A 14532-nucleotide genomic window follows, 5' to 3' on the forward strand; every position below is an offset into this window, starting at 1 on the left:
GATGGTGGCCCCGCCCTTGCCGATCACGTCGCGGATCTTCTCCGGGTTGATCTTCATCGTGTAAAGGCGCGGGGCGAATTGGGAGACCTCGGTCTTGGCACCACCGACAGCCTCGACCATCTTGCCCAGGATGTGCATGCGCGCTTCCTTGGCCTGGGCCAGCGCGACCTGCATGATCTCCTTGGTGATGCCTTGGATCTTGATGTCCATCTGCAAGGCGGTCACACCTTCGGTCGTGCCGGCCACCTTGAAGTCCATGTCGCCCAGATGGTCCTCGTCACCCAGGATGTCGGTGAGCACTGCAAAGCGGTTGCCTTCCTTGATCAGGCCCATGGCAATGCCGGCCACATGCGCCTTCAGGGGCACGCCGGCGTCCATCAGCGCCAGGCAGCCCCCGCACACGGAGGCCATCGAGGACGAACCGTTGGATTCGGTGATCTCGGAGACCACGCGCATCGAGTAGGCGAAATCGTCCTTGGAGGGCAGCACGGCCACCAGGGCCCGCTTGGCCAGCCGGCCGTGACCGATCTCGCGGCGCTTGGGGCTGCCCACGCGGCCGGTCTCGCCGGTGGCGAACGGCGGCATGTTGTAGTGCAGCATGAAGCGGTCGGTGAATTCACCGCCCAGCGCGTCGATCTTCTGCGCATCGCGGTCGGTGCCCAGGGTGGCCACGACCAGGGCCTGGGTCTCGCCACGGGTGAACAGGGCCGAGCCGTGGGTGCGCGGCAGCACGCCAGTGCGGATCTCAATGGGGCGCACGGTGCGGGTGTCGCGACCGTCGATGCGCGGCTCGCCGGCCAGGATCTGGCTGCGAACGATGCGCGCCTCGATGTCGAAGAGCAGGCCGTCGACCTTCACCTCGTCGAACTCGAGGCCTTCGGCGCCCAGCGCTTCCTTCACCGCGGCATAGGCTTCACGGCACGCCTGGGTGCGGGCCTGTTTGGAGCGGATCTGATAGGCCGCGCGCAGCTTGTCCTCGGCCAGGGCGGTGACCTTGGCGATGAAGGCCTCGTCCTTGGGCGCAGGCTGCCAGTCCCACTCGGGCTTGCCGCCCTCGCGCACGAGTTCGTGAATGGCCTGGATCGCCACCTTGCCCTGCTCGTGACCGAAGACCACGGCGCCGAGCATGACGTCCTCGGGCAACTGGTCGGCCTCGGACTCGACCATCAGCACGGCCGCCTCGGTGCCGGCCACCACCAGGTCCAGGCGCGACTGCGCCAGTTGGGTCTTGCCGGGGTTGAGCACGTACTCGCCGTTGACATAGCCCACACGCGCGGCGCCGATCGGGCCGTTGAAGGGAATGCCCGAGACGGCCAGCGCAGCGCTGGTGGCGATCATGGCGGGGATGTCGGGCTCGACCTCGGGGTTGAGCGAGAGCACGTGCACGACGACTTGCACCTCGTTGAAGAAGCCCTCGGGGAAGAGCGGCCGGATCGGACGGTCGATCAGGCGCGAGGTCAGGGTCTCGTATTCGCTGGGCCGGCCCTCACGCTTGAAGAAGCTGCCCGGGATCTTCCCGGCGGCATAGGTCTTCTCGATGTAGTCGACGGTCAGCGGAAAGAAGTCCTGGCCGGGCTTGGCATTCTTGGCCGCCACCACGGTGGCCAGCACCACGGTGTCGTCCATGTTGACCAGCACCGCGCCGGTGGCCTGGCGCGCGATCTCGCCCGTCTCCATCGTGACGGTGTGCTGACCCCATTGGAAGGTCTTGGTGACTTTGTTGAAGATGCTCATGGATGTCTCCGGTGATAGGCGCGCATGCGGCTGCGCGCAAAGCCTGGAGCCTCGTCACCGGAGCGGAGTGCCATTCCAGGGGGCCTGACCCGCAGGCGCCTTGGAATGACACAGCAACTCCATTGCAGTGGCGCGGACTCCGACAAAAAACAAAGAGCCTGTGCTGGGGACGCCAGACAGGCTCTTGGTCATCCTCGGGCGTTTACTTGCGCAGGCCCAGCTTCTGGATCAACGCCGTGTAACGCTCGGCGTCCTTGTCCTTCAGGTAGGCCAGCAGGCGCTTGCGGCGGTTGACCATCTTCAGCAGACCACGGCGACCATGATGGTCTTTCTTGTGGAGCTGGAAGTGGGGGGTGAGTTCGTTGATGCGGGCGGTCAGCAGGGCCACCTGCACTTCGGGAGACCCGGTGTCGGCGGCGCCGCGAGCGTGGGCCTTGATGATCTCGGCCTTGTTCAGATCTGCGATCGACATGTCGTTCCTTGGAATCGACCGCCACCCCGGCGACTCAGGCGCGCGCCGGGATGAGCGGTTTCGTACTCACTTGCGGTCGCGGGTGAAACCTCCCCGCGCCGTGCCTTGTCTTGCAGTTTTTTGCTGCAAAACTTGATTATTGTACACGGGGACGGTTTTGCGCGACTCAGGGGCGGCGCATCTGGCACTGGTGGGGCTGCTCGGTGCGTGCCGCGCTCAGGTGGCGCACGGTGGCAAATCCGTAGCCGGACCCCTCGTTGTCGAAGCGCACCCCCTCGCTGCCGGCCCTTTGCATCAGGCTGACGTACAGCGGCTGGATGAACTGGTGATCGGCGGCGCGCATGACCCCCTGGTGGACGCCGCCGAGAGCCGCGCCGTCGAAGCGGGCCCCTTCCAGCGCACGGGCCACCTGGAGCGGATCGGTCGCGCCGGCGCGTTCGATGGCGGTCACCAGCATCTCGACCATGGTCTGCATGCGCATGTGCAGGTAGTCGTCGGCGGCCCGGGGGAAGCGCTCGCGGAAGGCCGCATAGAAGCGGTCGGAAGCGGCCCCGCCGGCATTGGGATGCCACTCGGCCACCGCCAGCACGCGGCCCACGCCGGCCTCGCCGATCGCCGCCGGCACGCCCAGGGCGTTGCCGTAGAAGGTGTAGAACTTCGCCTGCAGGCCCACCTCGCGGGCGGCCTTGATCATCAGGGTCAGGTCATTGCCCCAGTTGCCGGTCACCACCGCCTGGGCGCCCGAGGCCTTGATCTTGGCCACGTACGGCAGGAAATCCTTGATGCGGCCCATTGGGTGCAATTCTTCGCCCACGATCTTCAGGTCGGGGCGGCGCTGGGCCAGCATCTCGCGGCTCTTGCGCACCACATGCTGGCCGAAGCTGTAGTCCTGGCCGATCAGGTAGACGCTGTCGACCGAGCGGTCCTCGGCCAGCACATCCATCAGCGCGGCCAGGCGCATGTCCGCATGGGCATCGAAGCGGAAGTGCCAGAAGCTGCAGCGCTCGTTGGTCAGGCTGGGCTCCACGGCGGCATAGTTCAGGAAGAGCACGCGGCGCTGCGGGTCGCGCTCGTTGTGCTTTTCGATGGCGTCGATCAACGCCGCCGCCGTGGCCGAGCTGTTGCCCTGGGCGACGAAAGCGATGCGCTGGTCGATCGCCGATCGCAGCATCGACAGGGCCTCCTCCGTCTGACCCTTGCTGTCCAGGCGCACGATCTCCAGCGGCCGCGCGCCCCCGGGCAGCTTCACGCCGCCACGGGCATTGACCCGCTCGGCCGCCCAGGCGAGGTTGCGGTGCACGGCCTCCCCCGCGTTCGCAAACGGACCGGACAGACCTTCGATGAGGCCCAGGCGCACCGGCTCGGGCCGCGGCTGGGCCACCACAGGGGTTGCGAGGCCGACCAGGGCCGCGGCCAGGGCCAGGGTCCTGCGCAGGGTGTTCGTGACAAGAGTCTTCATGGACCGGGGTTCGTCGGGCTGGGCCAGGGAAAGGGATCGGGCGCGGATTGTGCCAGCGCGCAACGCCGGCTCGGCGGCTCAGGCCGTGGCCAGGTCCCAGCGGGGGGCAACATCGAAGGCGTAGTCGCGCCGCGCCCGTCCCGGATCGCGCTGCAGCCGCATCGCGGCCGCCAGAGCGATCATGGCGCCGTTGTCGGTGCACAGATGCAGTTCGGGATAGTGCACCCTCAGGCCCCGACGCTGTGCCTGGGCATCCAGCAGATCGCGCAGGCGACGGTTGGCCCCGACCCCGCCGGCCACGACCAGGCGCTTGAGGCCCGTCTGTTTCAGCGCCGCCAGCGATTTCTTCACCAGCACCTCCACGATGGCCGCCTGGGTGGCCGCAGCCAGGTGGGCGCGGTCCTGCTCGCACACGGCATCGCCGAGCTTGCGCACCTGGGTCCACACGGCCGTCTTCAGCCCGGCGAAGGAGAAGTCCAGGTTGCCGCTGTGCAGCAGCGGACGCGGCAGCTCGTAGACCTCCGGGTCGCCGAACTCGGCCAGCCGGGCCAGCGCCGGGCCGCCGGGATACCCCAGGCCCAGCAGCTTGGCCGACTTGTCGAAGGCCTCGCCGGCGGCGTCGTCGATGGTCTCCCCCAGCAGTTCGTACTGGCCGACGTCGTCCACCCGCATCAACTGGGTGTGGCCTCCGGACACCAGCAGGGCGACGAAGGGGAACTCGGGCGGATCGGCCGACAAGAAGGGCGAGAGCAGATGCCCTTCGAGGTGATGCACCCCCACCACCGGCCGATCCAGCGCCGCCCCGAGGGCACAGGCCAACCCGGCCCCCACCAGCAGCGCACCGGCCAGGCCCGGGCCGCGGGTGTAGGCGATGGTGTCGATCTCGTCCAGGCGGCAGCCGGCCTCGGCCAGCACCTGGCGGGTCAGTGGCAGCACCCGCCGGATGTGGTCCCGAGACGCCAGCTCGGGCACCACGCCGCCGTAGGCTTGGTGCATGTCGATCTGGCTGTGCAGTGCATGGGCCAGCAACCGGGGCGCAGCCAGGCCGGCGTCGGCGCGCACCAGGGCCACGCCGGTTTCGTCACAGGAAGACTCTATGCCCAGAACCAACATCCGGGCAGTGTAGCGCCCTGGGGTTGACCCGGATAACAAGGGATATTTGCCCGCCCCAGTTACAACTTGGCACGATCTGTTAGCGCTTTGTCACAACTCCAACCTAGGGAATGCACCACACTGCGCCGAATTCCCTTCCCAGGGAAACGCACGGGCGGTTAGTCTTGCCACCCGTTGCGGTACACACGCAAGAGCGGCGTTTCGACCGTCCAAAGTCGTTTGGGATCATGAAGGAATACAAGCTCTCGGGCTGGCCCGAACTGCCGCCCGCCTACCAGCGCACCGCCTACCAGCGGATGCTGCATCAGATGTCCCAGGGCTTCGTCCCGCTGACCCTGCTGGTGCGTGCCAGCGGTCTGGGCCGCGACGCGGTCCAGCATTTCCTGGCCCAGCTCAGCACCCGCGGGGTGCTGGTGGAGCGCACGCAGCCGCGCGCCCCGCTGGGCGCCGGCATGGCCTCGCGTTCGATGGCCTGGCTGCGCCGCGCCCTGCGCGTCTGAGCCCCCGGGGGCCTCGGCGTGGCCCGATAGTTGCAAGGCGGCGGGCATGAGCCCGTCCCCTGCCCTGCGCATTCTGATCGTTGCACCGGAAACGCTCACCCCGGACCCGGACGACGCCGTTGCGGGCTGGCAGGCCGAGCGCTCGCGCAGCCTGCGCATCGGCCTGTTGGAGGCCGGCTGCAACATCGTGGCGGTGCTGCCGGCCGATGCCTACCTGCCCGAGCGGGTGGCACAGATCCAACCCGACATGATCATCGTCGATGCCGAGAGCGAGGCACGCGACACGCTGGAGCATGTGGTGATGGCCACCCGCGATGCGCGCCGGCCCATCGTGCTGTTCACCGACGACGAGGACACCAGCCATGTGCGCGACGCCATTGCCGCGGGCGTCAATGCCTATGTGGTGGCCGGGCTCGCACCGGAGCGCGTCAAGCCGGTGCTGGAAGTGGCCATGGCCCGCTTCCAGCACGAGGAGGGCTTGCGGCGCGAACTGGCCGATGTGCGCACCCAGTTGCAGGAGCGCAAGCTCGTCGATCGGGCCAAGGGCATCCTGATGGCCCGGCTGGGCTGCACGGAGGCGCAAGCCTATGCCCGGCTGCGCAAGCTGTCGATGGACAAGGGCCTGCGGCTGGCCGACCTGGCCCAGCGGCTGATCGACGCCAACGAACTCCTGGCCTGATGCGCCGTGGCGCACCGCCGTTGTGCGCCGCACAAACCGCAGGCTCAGCAACCGCTGCAGGCGCACCGCACCGGGGCACCGCCGACAGCGCTGCTGCGGCAAAACCCTGGCACGGTTCATGCGTAAGCTCTTGCGCGCAGGTCAACGGCGACCCGCGCAAACGGCCCGGTGGCATCAAGGACGATGCCCCGGCCCCAGGACGAAGGCGTCCCCACCGGTCTGTTCGCAGGCTGCGTGAGGACGCCTTTTCTGTTTGGTGCTTCGATGAAATCAAGGACGCGACGCATGAAAGCCCACGATCTGCTCAAGGCCCGCCTGAGCCGCCGGACCCTGCTCAAGACCACGGCCGCGGCCGGCGCCACCGGCATGGTGCCCGGACTGCACACCGCCGTCTGGGCCCAGGGTTCGGACAAGCCCGAGAAGGAGGAGGTGAAGATCGGCTTCATCCCGCTGACCGACTGCGCCTCGGTCGTGATGGCCTCGGTGCTGGGCTTCGATAAAAAGTACGGCGTGAAGATCATCCCCACGAAAGAGGCCTCGTGGGCCGGCGTGCGCGACAAGCTCGTCAACGGCGAGCTCGACATGGCGCATGTGCTGTACGGGCTGATCTACGGCGTGCATCTGGGCGTGAGCGGTCCCAAGAAGGACATGGCCGTGCTGATGAGCCTGAACAACAACGGCCAGGCCATCACCTTGTCAAAGAAGCTCTCGGACAAAGGGGCTGTCGATGGCGCCTCGCTGGCCAAGCTGATGGCCTCCGAGAAGCGCGACTACACCTTCGCCCAGACCTTCCCCACTGGCACCCATGCAATGTGGCTGTATTACTGGCTGGCCAGTGCGGGCATCAACCCGTTCAAGGATGCCAAGGTGATCACCGTGCCGCCCCCCCAAATGGTGGCCAACATGCGCGTGGGCAACATGGACGGCTTCTGCGTGGGCGAGCCGTGGAACCATCGCGCCATCATGGACGGTATCGGTATCACGGCCGTGACCACCCAGGACGTGTGGACCGATCACCCCGAGAAGACCCTGGGCACCACCGCAGACTTCGTCAAGAAGTATCCCAACACCTGCCGTGCGGTGGTTGCTGCCATCCTCGAAGCCAGTCGTTGGATCGACGCCGGCCTGCAAAACAAGCTCAAGATGGCCGAGATCGTGGCCGACCGTGCCTACGTGAACACCAGCGTGGACGTGATCAACCAGCGCATCCTGGGCCGCTACCAGAACGGCCTGGGCAAGACCTGGGACGACCCCCACCACATGAAGTTCTTCAACGACGGCGCGGTGAACTTCCCCTATCTGAGCGACGGCATGTGGTTCCTCACCCAGCACAAGCGCTGGGGCCTCATCAAGGAGCACCCGAACTACCTCGAGGTGGCCCGGCAGATCAACCAGATCGATCTGTACAAGCAAGCTGCCACGGCTGCGAAGGTGAGCCTGCCCAAGGACGTGATGCGATCGAGCAAGCTCATCGATGGGGTGGTCTGGGACGGCAAGGACCCGGCCAAGTACGCCGACAGTTTCAAGATCAAGGTCTGAGTCAGCACACACGGGAGCCCATCATGGTCAGTGCCGTCTTTCATCCTTCGGTCGGCGACAGCCCGGCCGCCCAGTGCCCCTCCAGCCCGAGCCGATCCAAGGTGGCGACCGCCGCGCCGGCACCGGCCCGACCTGCCCGGGCCCCGATCGACTGGCGCGGCTGGGCCCTTGCCCTGCTGGCGCCGGTCTTCGGCGTGGCCCTGCTGATCGGCATCTGGGGCCTGGCCACCGTCAACAGCACCAGCTTCCCCACGCCGGGGGCCACCTGGGAAGCCGCCGTCCAACTCTTTGCCGACCCGTTCTATCGCAATGGGCCGAACGACCAGGGCATCGGCTGGAACGTGCTCTATTCGCTGCAGCGGGTGGGCATGGGCTTCGGCCTGGCCGCGCTGGTGGGCATCCCGATGGGCTTCCTGATCGGGCGCTTTGCCATCGTCAACCGCATGTTCTCGCCCATCGTGAGCCTGCTGCGCCCGGTCTCTCCGCTGGCCTGGCTGCCCATCGGCCTGCTGGTGTTCAAGGCGGCCAACCCGGCGGCCATCTGGACCATCTTCATCTGCTCGATCTGGCCGATGATCATCAACACAGCCGTGGGCGTGCAACGGGTGCCGCAGGACTACCTGAACGTGGCTCGCGTGCTGAATCTGTCGGAGTGGAAGGTCATCACCAAGATCCTGCTTCCCTCGGTGCTGCCCTACATGCTGACCGGCGTGCGGCTGTCGGTGGGCACGGCCTGGCTCGTGATCGTCGCCGCCGAGATGCTGACCGGCGGCGTGGGCATCGGCTTCTGGGTGTGGGACGAGTGGAACAACCTCAACGTGCAGCACATCCTGATCGCGATCTTCGTGATCGGCATCGTGGGCCTGCTGCTGGAGCAAGCGCTCATCGCCATCGCCAAGCGCTTCAGCTACGCCGAGTGAAAGGACCGATCATGACCCCCCATTTCATCCAGGTGCAGTCGGCCGAGATGGTCTTCCACACCAAGAAGGGCAGCTTCCACGCACTGCACGACATTCACCTCGATGTGGCCCGCGGCGAGTTCGTGACGCTCATCGGCCACTCGGGCTGCGGCAAGTCCACCCTGCTCAACCTGATCGCGGGCCTGCTCAAGCCCACGGCGGGTGTGCTGCTGTGCGACAACCGCGAGATCCGCGAGCCCGGCCCAGAGCGGGCGGTGGTGTTCCAGAACCACTCGCTGCTGCCCTGGCTCACCTGCTTCGAGAACGTCCACCTCGCCGTGGACCGCGTCTTTGGCGGCAAGGAGTCCAAGGCCCAGTTGAAGGCGCGCACCCTGGCGGCTTTGGAGCTGGTGGGCATGGGACACGCCACCACCAAGCGCCCGCACGAGATCTCGGGCGGCATGAAGCAGCGCGTGGGCATTGCCAGGGCGCTGGCGATGGAACCCAAGGTGCTGCTGATGGACGAGCCCTTCGGCGCCCTGGACGCCCTCACCCGCGCGCACCTGCAGGACGAGTTGCTGAAGATCGTGGCGCGCACGAAGAGCACGGTCGTGATGGTGACGCACGACGTGGACGAGGCCGTGCTGCTGTCCGATCGCATCGTGATGATGACCAACGGACCGGCCGCCACTATCGGCGAGATCCTGCGCGTGGACCTGCCGCGCCCGCGCGAGCGCGTCTCACTGGCCGAGGACGCCCACTACATCGCCTGCCGCAAGGCGGTGCTGGACTTCCTCTACACGCGCCACGGTTACATGGAGCGGCTGGCTGCCTGACACACACCCCGTTACAGAAACCTGGGCATCCACCCCCCTTTGGGGGAACGCAGTTCCTTGAAACCTCTTGAAGAATTGGCGGCAATTCAAACGCCAACGATTCAAGGAGGGTGTGAATGTCTGCAGTGCAGGGTGGGCCTGGAGACGTCGCTGCGTCTGCGCTGGCGCCAACACCAGGGGCCCCGCCTTCGTCGAGGGCTTCGCTTGCCCCTCACGCCCCCCTCCACGCCCTGTGCCTGCTGGCCCGCCTGCACCACGTGGCGGCCGAGCCCGAGACCCTGGCCCACCAGATGGGCTGGCCGCCCAGTGAAGCGCTGGACACCACCCACCTGCGCCTGGCCGCCCAGCACCTGGGCCTCAAGGCCAAGCCCCACCGCAGTGCAGTCGAGCGCCTGACGCTGGCGCCGCTGCCTGCGCTGGCCCGCCTGCGCGACGGCCGCTGGGTCGTGCTCGCCCAATGCGACGGCCAGCGCGTGCTCTTCCAGGATCCGTCCTCACCCCGTTCAGGCAACCGCCCCACCATCGAACCCCTGAACGTGTTTGCCGAGCAATGGTCGGGCGAGCTGCTGCTCGTCACCAGCCGTGCCTCGCTGGCCGGGGAACTCGCCAAGTTCGACTTCAGCTGGTTCATCCCCAGCCTCGTCAAGCACCGCAAACTGCTGGGCGAGGTGATGCTCATCTCGCTCTTCCTGCAACTCTTTGCGCTCATCTCGCCACTCTTCTTCCAGGTGGTGATGGACAAGGTGCTGGTCCATCGCGGCCTCACCACCCTGGACGTGCTGGTCATCGGCCTGGTGGTGGTGGTGCTCTTCGAGAGTGTGCTGAGCGCCTTGCGCACCTATGTGTTCTCGCACACCACCAGCCGCATCGACGTGGAGCTGGGTGCACGGCTCTTTCGTCACCTGGTGGCCCTGCCCCTGGCCTACTTCCAGGCCCGCCGCGTGGGCGATTCGGTGGCCCGGGTGCGCGAGCTGGAGAACATCCGCAGCTTCCTCACCGGCAACGCCCTCACCCTGGTGCTGGACCTGGTGTTCTCGGTGGTCTTCATCGCGGTGATGCTCTTCTACAGCGTGCCGCTCACCCTCATCGTGCTGGCCGCCCTGCCCTTGTACGTGGGCCTGAGCCTGGCGGTGGTGCCGGTGCTGCGCGCGCGGCTCAACGAGAAGTTCGCCCGCGGCGCCGAGAACCAGGCCCTGCTGGTGGAAGCCGTCACCGGCATCCAGACCGTCAAGGCCAGTGCGCTGGAACCCGCCATGGCCCGGCGCTGGGACGACCAGCTCGCCGCCTATGTGTCGGCCGGCTTCAAGACCCAGACGCTGTCGTCGTTTGCGCACGAGGGTGTGAACCTCATCGGCAAACTCGTGAACGCCGCCACCCTGTGGTACGGCGCCCACCTGGTGATGGACGGCCAGCTCACGGTGGGCATGTTCGTGGCCTTCAACATGTTCGCCCAGCGCGTGGCCCAGCCCATCATGCGCATCGCGCAGATGTGGACCGACTTCCAGCAGACCGGCATCTCCATGGCCCGCCTGGGCGACATCCTCAACACCCGCACCGAGGTGCCGCCCAGCGCGGCGGCCCAGCTCCCACCGCTGAAGGGCCAGATCCGCTTCGACCAGGTCACCTTCCGCTACCGCCCCGAAGCCCCGCCCGTGCTGCACGGCCTCAGCCTGGATGTGCGCGCCGGCGAGGTGATCGGCATCGTCGGGCGCTCCGGCTCGGGCAAGAGCACGCTCACCAAGCTCGTGCAGCGCCTGTACGCGCCCGAGCAGGGCCGCATCCTGGTGGACGGTCTCGACATCGGCCTGATCGACGCCGCCCAGCTGCGCCGCCAGGTGGGCGTGGTGTTGCAGGAGAACCTGCTCTTCAACCGCAGCGTGCGCGAGAACATCGCCATCGTCGACCCGGCCGCCCCGCTGGAAGCCGTGATCCACGCCGCCCAGCTGGCAGGCGCCCACGAGTTCATCAGCGAACTGCCCGAGGGCTATGACACCGTGGTGGGGGAACAGGGCACGGGGCTGAGTGGCGGCCAGCGCCAGCGCATCGCCATCGCCCGGGCGCTGTTTCACAACCCGCGCATCCTCATCTTCGACGAGGCCACCAGCGCGCTCGACTACGAGAGCGAAGCCATCGTGCAGCGCAACATGGCCGCCATCTGCCGCGGGCGCACCGTGCTCATCATCGCCCACCGCCTGAGCGCCGTGCGCCAGGCCCACCGCATCGTGGTGATGGACAAGGGCCGTATCGTGGAGATGGGGCCACACGAGGAACTGGCCGCCCGGCCCAAGGGTTTGTATGCGCACCTGTGGCGCATGCAGACCGGCATGAGCGCGGGAGGGGCGGCATGAGCGGGACGATGGACACGACCGTGGGCGCCGTGCCGGCAGCCAACGACCCGCCCAGCCCGCCGCACCCGGTACGTGAGCTGCTGGGGCGCTATGCCGCCATCTTCAAGGCGGCTTGGGGCCTGCGCCACGAACTGGCCGGCCCGAAGCGCCTGGCCGACGAACGGGCCTTCCTGCCCGCCGCGCTCAGCCTGCAGGAGACCCCGGTGCACCCGGCGCCGCGACGGTTTGCGATTGCGATCTGCAGCCTCTTCCTGATCGCGGTGGTGTGGTCCATCTTCGGGCGCATCGACATCGTGGCCGTGGCCCCGGGGCGCATCGTGGTGAGCGAGCGTACCAAGGTGATCCAGCCGCTGGAGGTGAGCGTGGTGCGCGCCATCCTGGTGAAGGACGGCGACCGCGTGCAGGCCGGCCAGGTGCTGGTGGAGCTGGACGCCACCCGGGCCCGTGCCGATCAGGCCAGCATCACGGAGCAGCTCACTGCGGCCACCGATGAAGCCGAACGGGCCCAGGCCCTGTTGAACGCCTTGGCCGGTGGCACGGCGCCCAGCGGGGGCAGCCCTCGGTTGCGGGCCGAGTGGAGCGACATCACCGCCAAGCGCGCGCGGCTGCAGGCCGAACTGAGCCGCCGCCAGGCTGAGATCGACACCGTGAAGGCCAGCATCGCCAAGCTGCAGGCCACCCTGCCGCTGGCACGCCAGCGCGAGGCCGACTTCGAGGCGCTGGCGAAGCAGGGCTTTGTGGCGGGCCACGCCAACCAGGACCGCACGCGCGAGCGCATCGAGCTGGAGCAGGACCTGGCCACCCAGCAGGCCCGCCTGAGGGAAACGGAAGCGGCCTGGTTCGAGAGCCGCCAGCAGCTGGCGGCCTTCCTGGCCGAGACGCAGCGCGCCCTGAGCGACCGGCGGGCCGAGGCGCTGCTGAAGCAGGCGCAACTTGCGCAAGAGACCACCAAGGCCCAGCAGCGCACCGAGCTGACGCGGCTCACCGCCCCCACGGCCGGCACGGTGCAGCAGCTGGCCATCCACACCCCGGGCGGGGTGGTGACCGAAGCCCAGCCGCTGATGGTGATCGTGCCCGATGACGCCGAAGTCACCGCCGAGGTGACGATCGACAACAAGGACATCGGGTTTGTGAATGTGGGGCAGGAAGCCGCCATCAAGCTGGAGACCTTCCCCTTCACGAAATACGGCACCGTGCCCGCCGAGGTCACCTGGGTCACGGCCGATGCGGTGAACGACGAGAAGAAGGGGGCGATCTTCCCGGCCACCTTGAAGCTGAAGGCCCATCAGATCGACGTGGACGGCAAACCCATCCGGCTGGCGCCGGGGATGAATCTCACGGCGGAGATCAAGACGGGGAAGAGGCGGGTGATTGAGTATCTGCTCAGTCCGGTGCAGAGGAATCTCAAGGAAGGGTTGAGGGAAAGATAAAAATTTCTGAAAAATAACCAAAAAAAGATGAAATACCAAAAAATCGCAAGCGGTAGAATTATGATAGGATCCGCATGAAAACAGAATTCAGTCGTGACCATAATTTTCTCCACGCACTAATTCACTTGGCGAACTCAGCATGGATCGTCCAGATTGCATTAGCTTTTCTTAGAGATCAAACAAGAACCAACCTACTAACTGACCCGTTGCTGCTTGGAACGCTCTTAGCGACTGCTTGCCTACATATCCTTAGGTGGTTGGTCATCAGCAAAGAGACAATCGCCTTAGGGGACGACCTCGGCAGTCTTTCTAGAGCGCTGACAAACACCACCGCTGGACACCTTGGGAAAACACCTTACCTGATCGCACCGAAACTGAATTCATCTCTAACGCTACAGCGTGCAATCGCGCTCCGAGAGCACCTAGCATCAACAAGCACGACGACAGCAGGAAACCTTTTCTTTCTCACCTTCAATTTTCCGAAGGCCAAGCTTGTGTTTCTGGCGACGATTGGCCTAGCCCTCTTCGCTCTCAGCCAAGGGCCAGCGCTTCCACTTGTACCTGAATTCGCTCGTCACGTAGTCGTAGTGTTCTTCGTTCTGTCAGCGATTGTCGGCCTCGCCATCTATTCGGCTGCAATCCTCATTTACACAACCTTTATCCATCAGGAGGAATGAATGTCTCTCGCCAGAGGATTTATTATCATCGATAATGGTGTCACCAGAGGGATTATTATAATTGAATCTTCGCCCTCAGCCCTCAACAACGTTATCCGTTCAGCAGGCGACGATATTGCAAACATAGTCGCGCAGAATGGCGACTCGGCAATGACTGCAGCTGAAATCACTCAGGCCGCGAACTCGGCGATCTCTGCCGCCAACAGTAGCAATCCGACCGTGGAATCAGTACGGGTTGTTGGCTCGGTCGCTTTTGGCACGGCCGTCGGGCTTTGGACAAGTCCCATATTCACCCCAGCTGGGGGATTTGTGGCAGGGTGGGTAGCAGGTGCCGGATACGAGTGGTTTTATGACCGTGTATACGACGCTGCTGTCAACGGTGGAGATGGGGTTTCCAGTGATATTCCAGGAACATGGGACGCTGAGGGTTGGGGGGGCATCGACCCTTATGGCATGGACCCCACAATCAACACTCACTACTCCAACGCCATCACCTGGGCCCCCCGCGACCCCCTAGCTATCGACTTGGACGGCGACGGCATCGAGACCGTCGGCGTGGGTTCCAACCCCATCCTCTTCGATCACAACGCCGACGGCATCCGCACCGGCACGGGCTGGCTGCGGGGTGACGATGCCTGGCTGGCGCTGGACCGCAACGGCAATGGCGTGATCGACTCGGGCCGCGAACTGTTTGGGGTGGACACCCTCATCACCGACACCAACGGCCAGACCCGCACCGCCCGCGACGGCTTCGAGGCGTTGCGCAGCGTCGACAGCAACGGCGACGGGGTCTTCGATCCCAACGACGAGGCTTTCAGTCAGGTGCGCCTGTGGCGCGACCTGAAC

At 66.1% G+C, this 14532-nt stretch carries 12 protein-coding genes and 1 pseudogene; 9 read left to right on the plus strand and 4 right to left on the minus strand.

Annotated elements, in window-relative coordinates; all coding sequences use genetic code 11:
- From pnp to tsaD, 4 genes are all read right to left on the minus strand, one after another.
- Positions 1-1734, minus strand: a 1734-nt coding sequence (pnp, locus tag ACK42S_RS09365) for a polyribonucleotide nucleotidyltransferase (RefSeq protein WP_409706107.1), incomplete at its 3' end; no start/stop codon positions are given.
- Between the two features lie 202 nt (positions 1735-1936).
- Entirely contained in the window at positions 1937-2206 is a 270-nt protein-coding gene (rpsO, locus tag ACK42S_RS09370; RefSeq protein WP_062196133.1) for a 30S ribosomal protein S15, read from the minus strand.
- A gap of 166 nt (positions 2207-2372) precedes the next feature.
- Positions 2373-3665, minus strand: coding sequence for a branched-chain amino acid ABC transporter substrate-binding protein (locus ACK42S_RS09375; protein ID WP_409706110.1), 1293 nt, complete (start codon positions 3663-3665; stop codon positions 2373-2375).
- Between the two features lie 78 nt (positions 3666-3743).
- Positions 3744-4778 (minus strand): tRNA (adenosine(37)-N6)-threonylcarbamoyltransferase complex transferase subunit TsaD, encoded by a 1035-nt coding sequence (gene tsaD / locus ACK42S_RS09380; RefSeq protein WP_409706113.1) that lies wholly within the window; start codon positions 4776-4778, stop codon positions 3744-3746.
- Between the two features lie 227 nt (positions 4779-5005).
- On the opposite strand from tsaD, the gene ACK42S_RS09385 reads away from it, so the two are divergent.
- The 9 genes and pseudogenes from ACK42S_RS09385 to ACK42S_RS09425 form a co-directional block, all read left to right on the plus strand.
- On the plus strand, positions 5006-5278 hold the full coding sequence (locus ACK42S_RS09385) for a hypothetical protein (protein WP_409706116.1): 273 nt from the start codon (positions 5006-5008) through the stop codon (positions 5276-5278).
- Between the two features lie 46 nt (positions 5279-5324).
- Positions 5325-5957 (plus strand): ANTAR domain-containing response regulator, encoded by a 633-nt coding sequence (locus ACK42S_RS09390; protein WP_409706119.1) that lies wholly within the window; start codon positions 5325-5327, stop codon positions 5955-5957.
- A 285-nt stretch (positions 5958-6242) separates the two neighbouring features.
- A complete protein-coding gene (locus tag ACK42S_RS09395; protein WP_409706122.1) occupies positions 6243-7496 on the plus strand; it encodes an ABC transporter substrate-binding protein in 1254 nt (417 codons plus the stop codon).
- Between the two features lie 23 nt (positions 7497-7519).
- Positions 7520-8416 (plus strand): nitrate ABC transporter permease, encoded by an 897-nt coding sequence (ntrB, locus tag ACK42S_RS09400; protein WP_409706125.1) that lies wholly within the window; start codon positions 7520-7522, stop codon positions 8414-8416.
- Between the two features lie 11 nt (positions 8417-8427).
- The gene (locus tag ACK42S_RS09405; protein WP_409706128.1) at positions 8428-9231 is read left to right on the plus strand and encodes an ABC transporter ATP-binding protein; all 804 of its coding nucleotides are present in this window, start codon (positions 8428-8430) and stop codon (positions 9229-9231) included.
- Between the two features lie 116 nt (positions 9232-9347).
- The gene (locus tag ACK42S_RS09410) at positions 9348-11579 is read left to right on the plus strand and encodes a type I secretion system permease/ATPase (RefSeq protein ID WP_409706131.1); all 2232 of its coding nucleotides are present in this window, start codon (positions 9348-9350) and stop codon (positions 11577-11579) included.
- A gap of 8 nt (positions 11580-11587) precedes the next feature.
- Positions 11588-13009, plus strand: coding sequence for an HlyD family type I secretion periplasmic adaptor subunit (locus tag ACK42S_RS09415; RefSeq protein WP_409706134.1), 1422 nt, complete (start codon positions 11588-11590; stop codon positions 13007-13009).
- Positions 13010-13083: 74 nt separating this feature from the next.
- Positions 13084-13686 (plus strand): hypothetical protein, encoded by a 603-nt coding sequence (locus tag ACK42S_RS09420; protein ID WP_409706137.1) that lies wholly within the window; start codon positions 13084-13086, stop codon positions 13684-13686.
- A 453-nt stretch (positions 13687-14139) separates the two neighbouring features.
- Positions 14140-14532, plus strand: a pseudogene (locus ACK42S_RS09425) (RTX toxin); the annotation flags it as partial.

Source organism: Caldimonas sp., assembly GCF_046289365.1.
Lineage (GTDB): Bacteria > Pseudomonadota > Gammaproteobacteria > Burkholderiales > Burkholderiaceae_C > Caldimonas.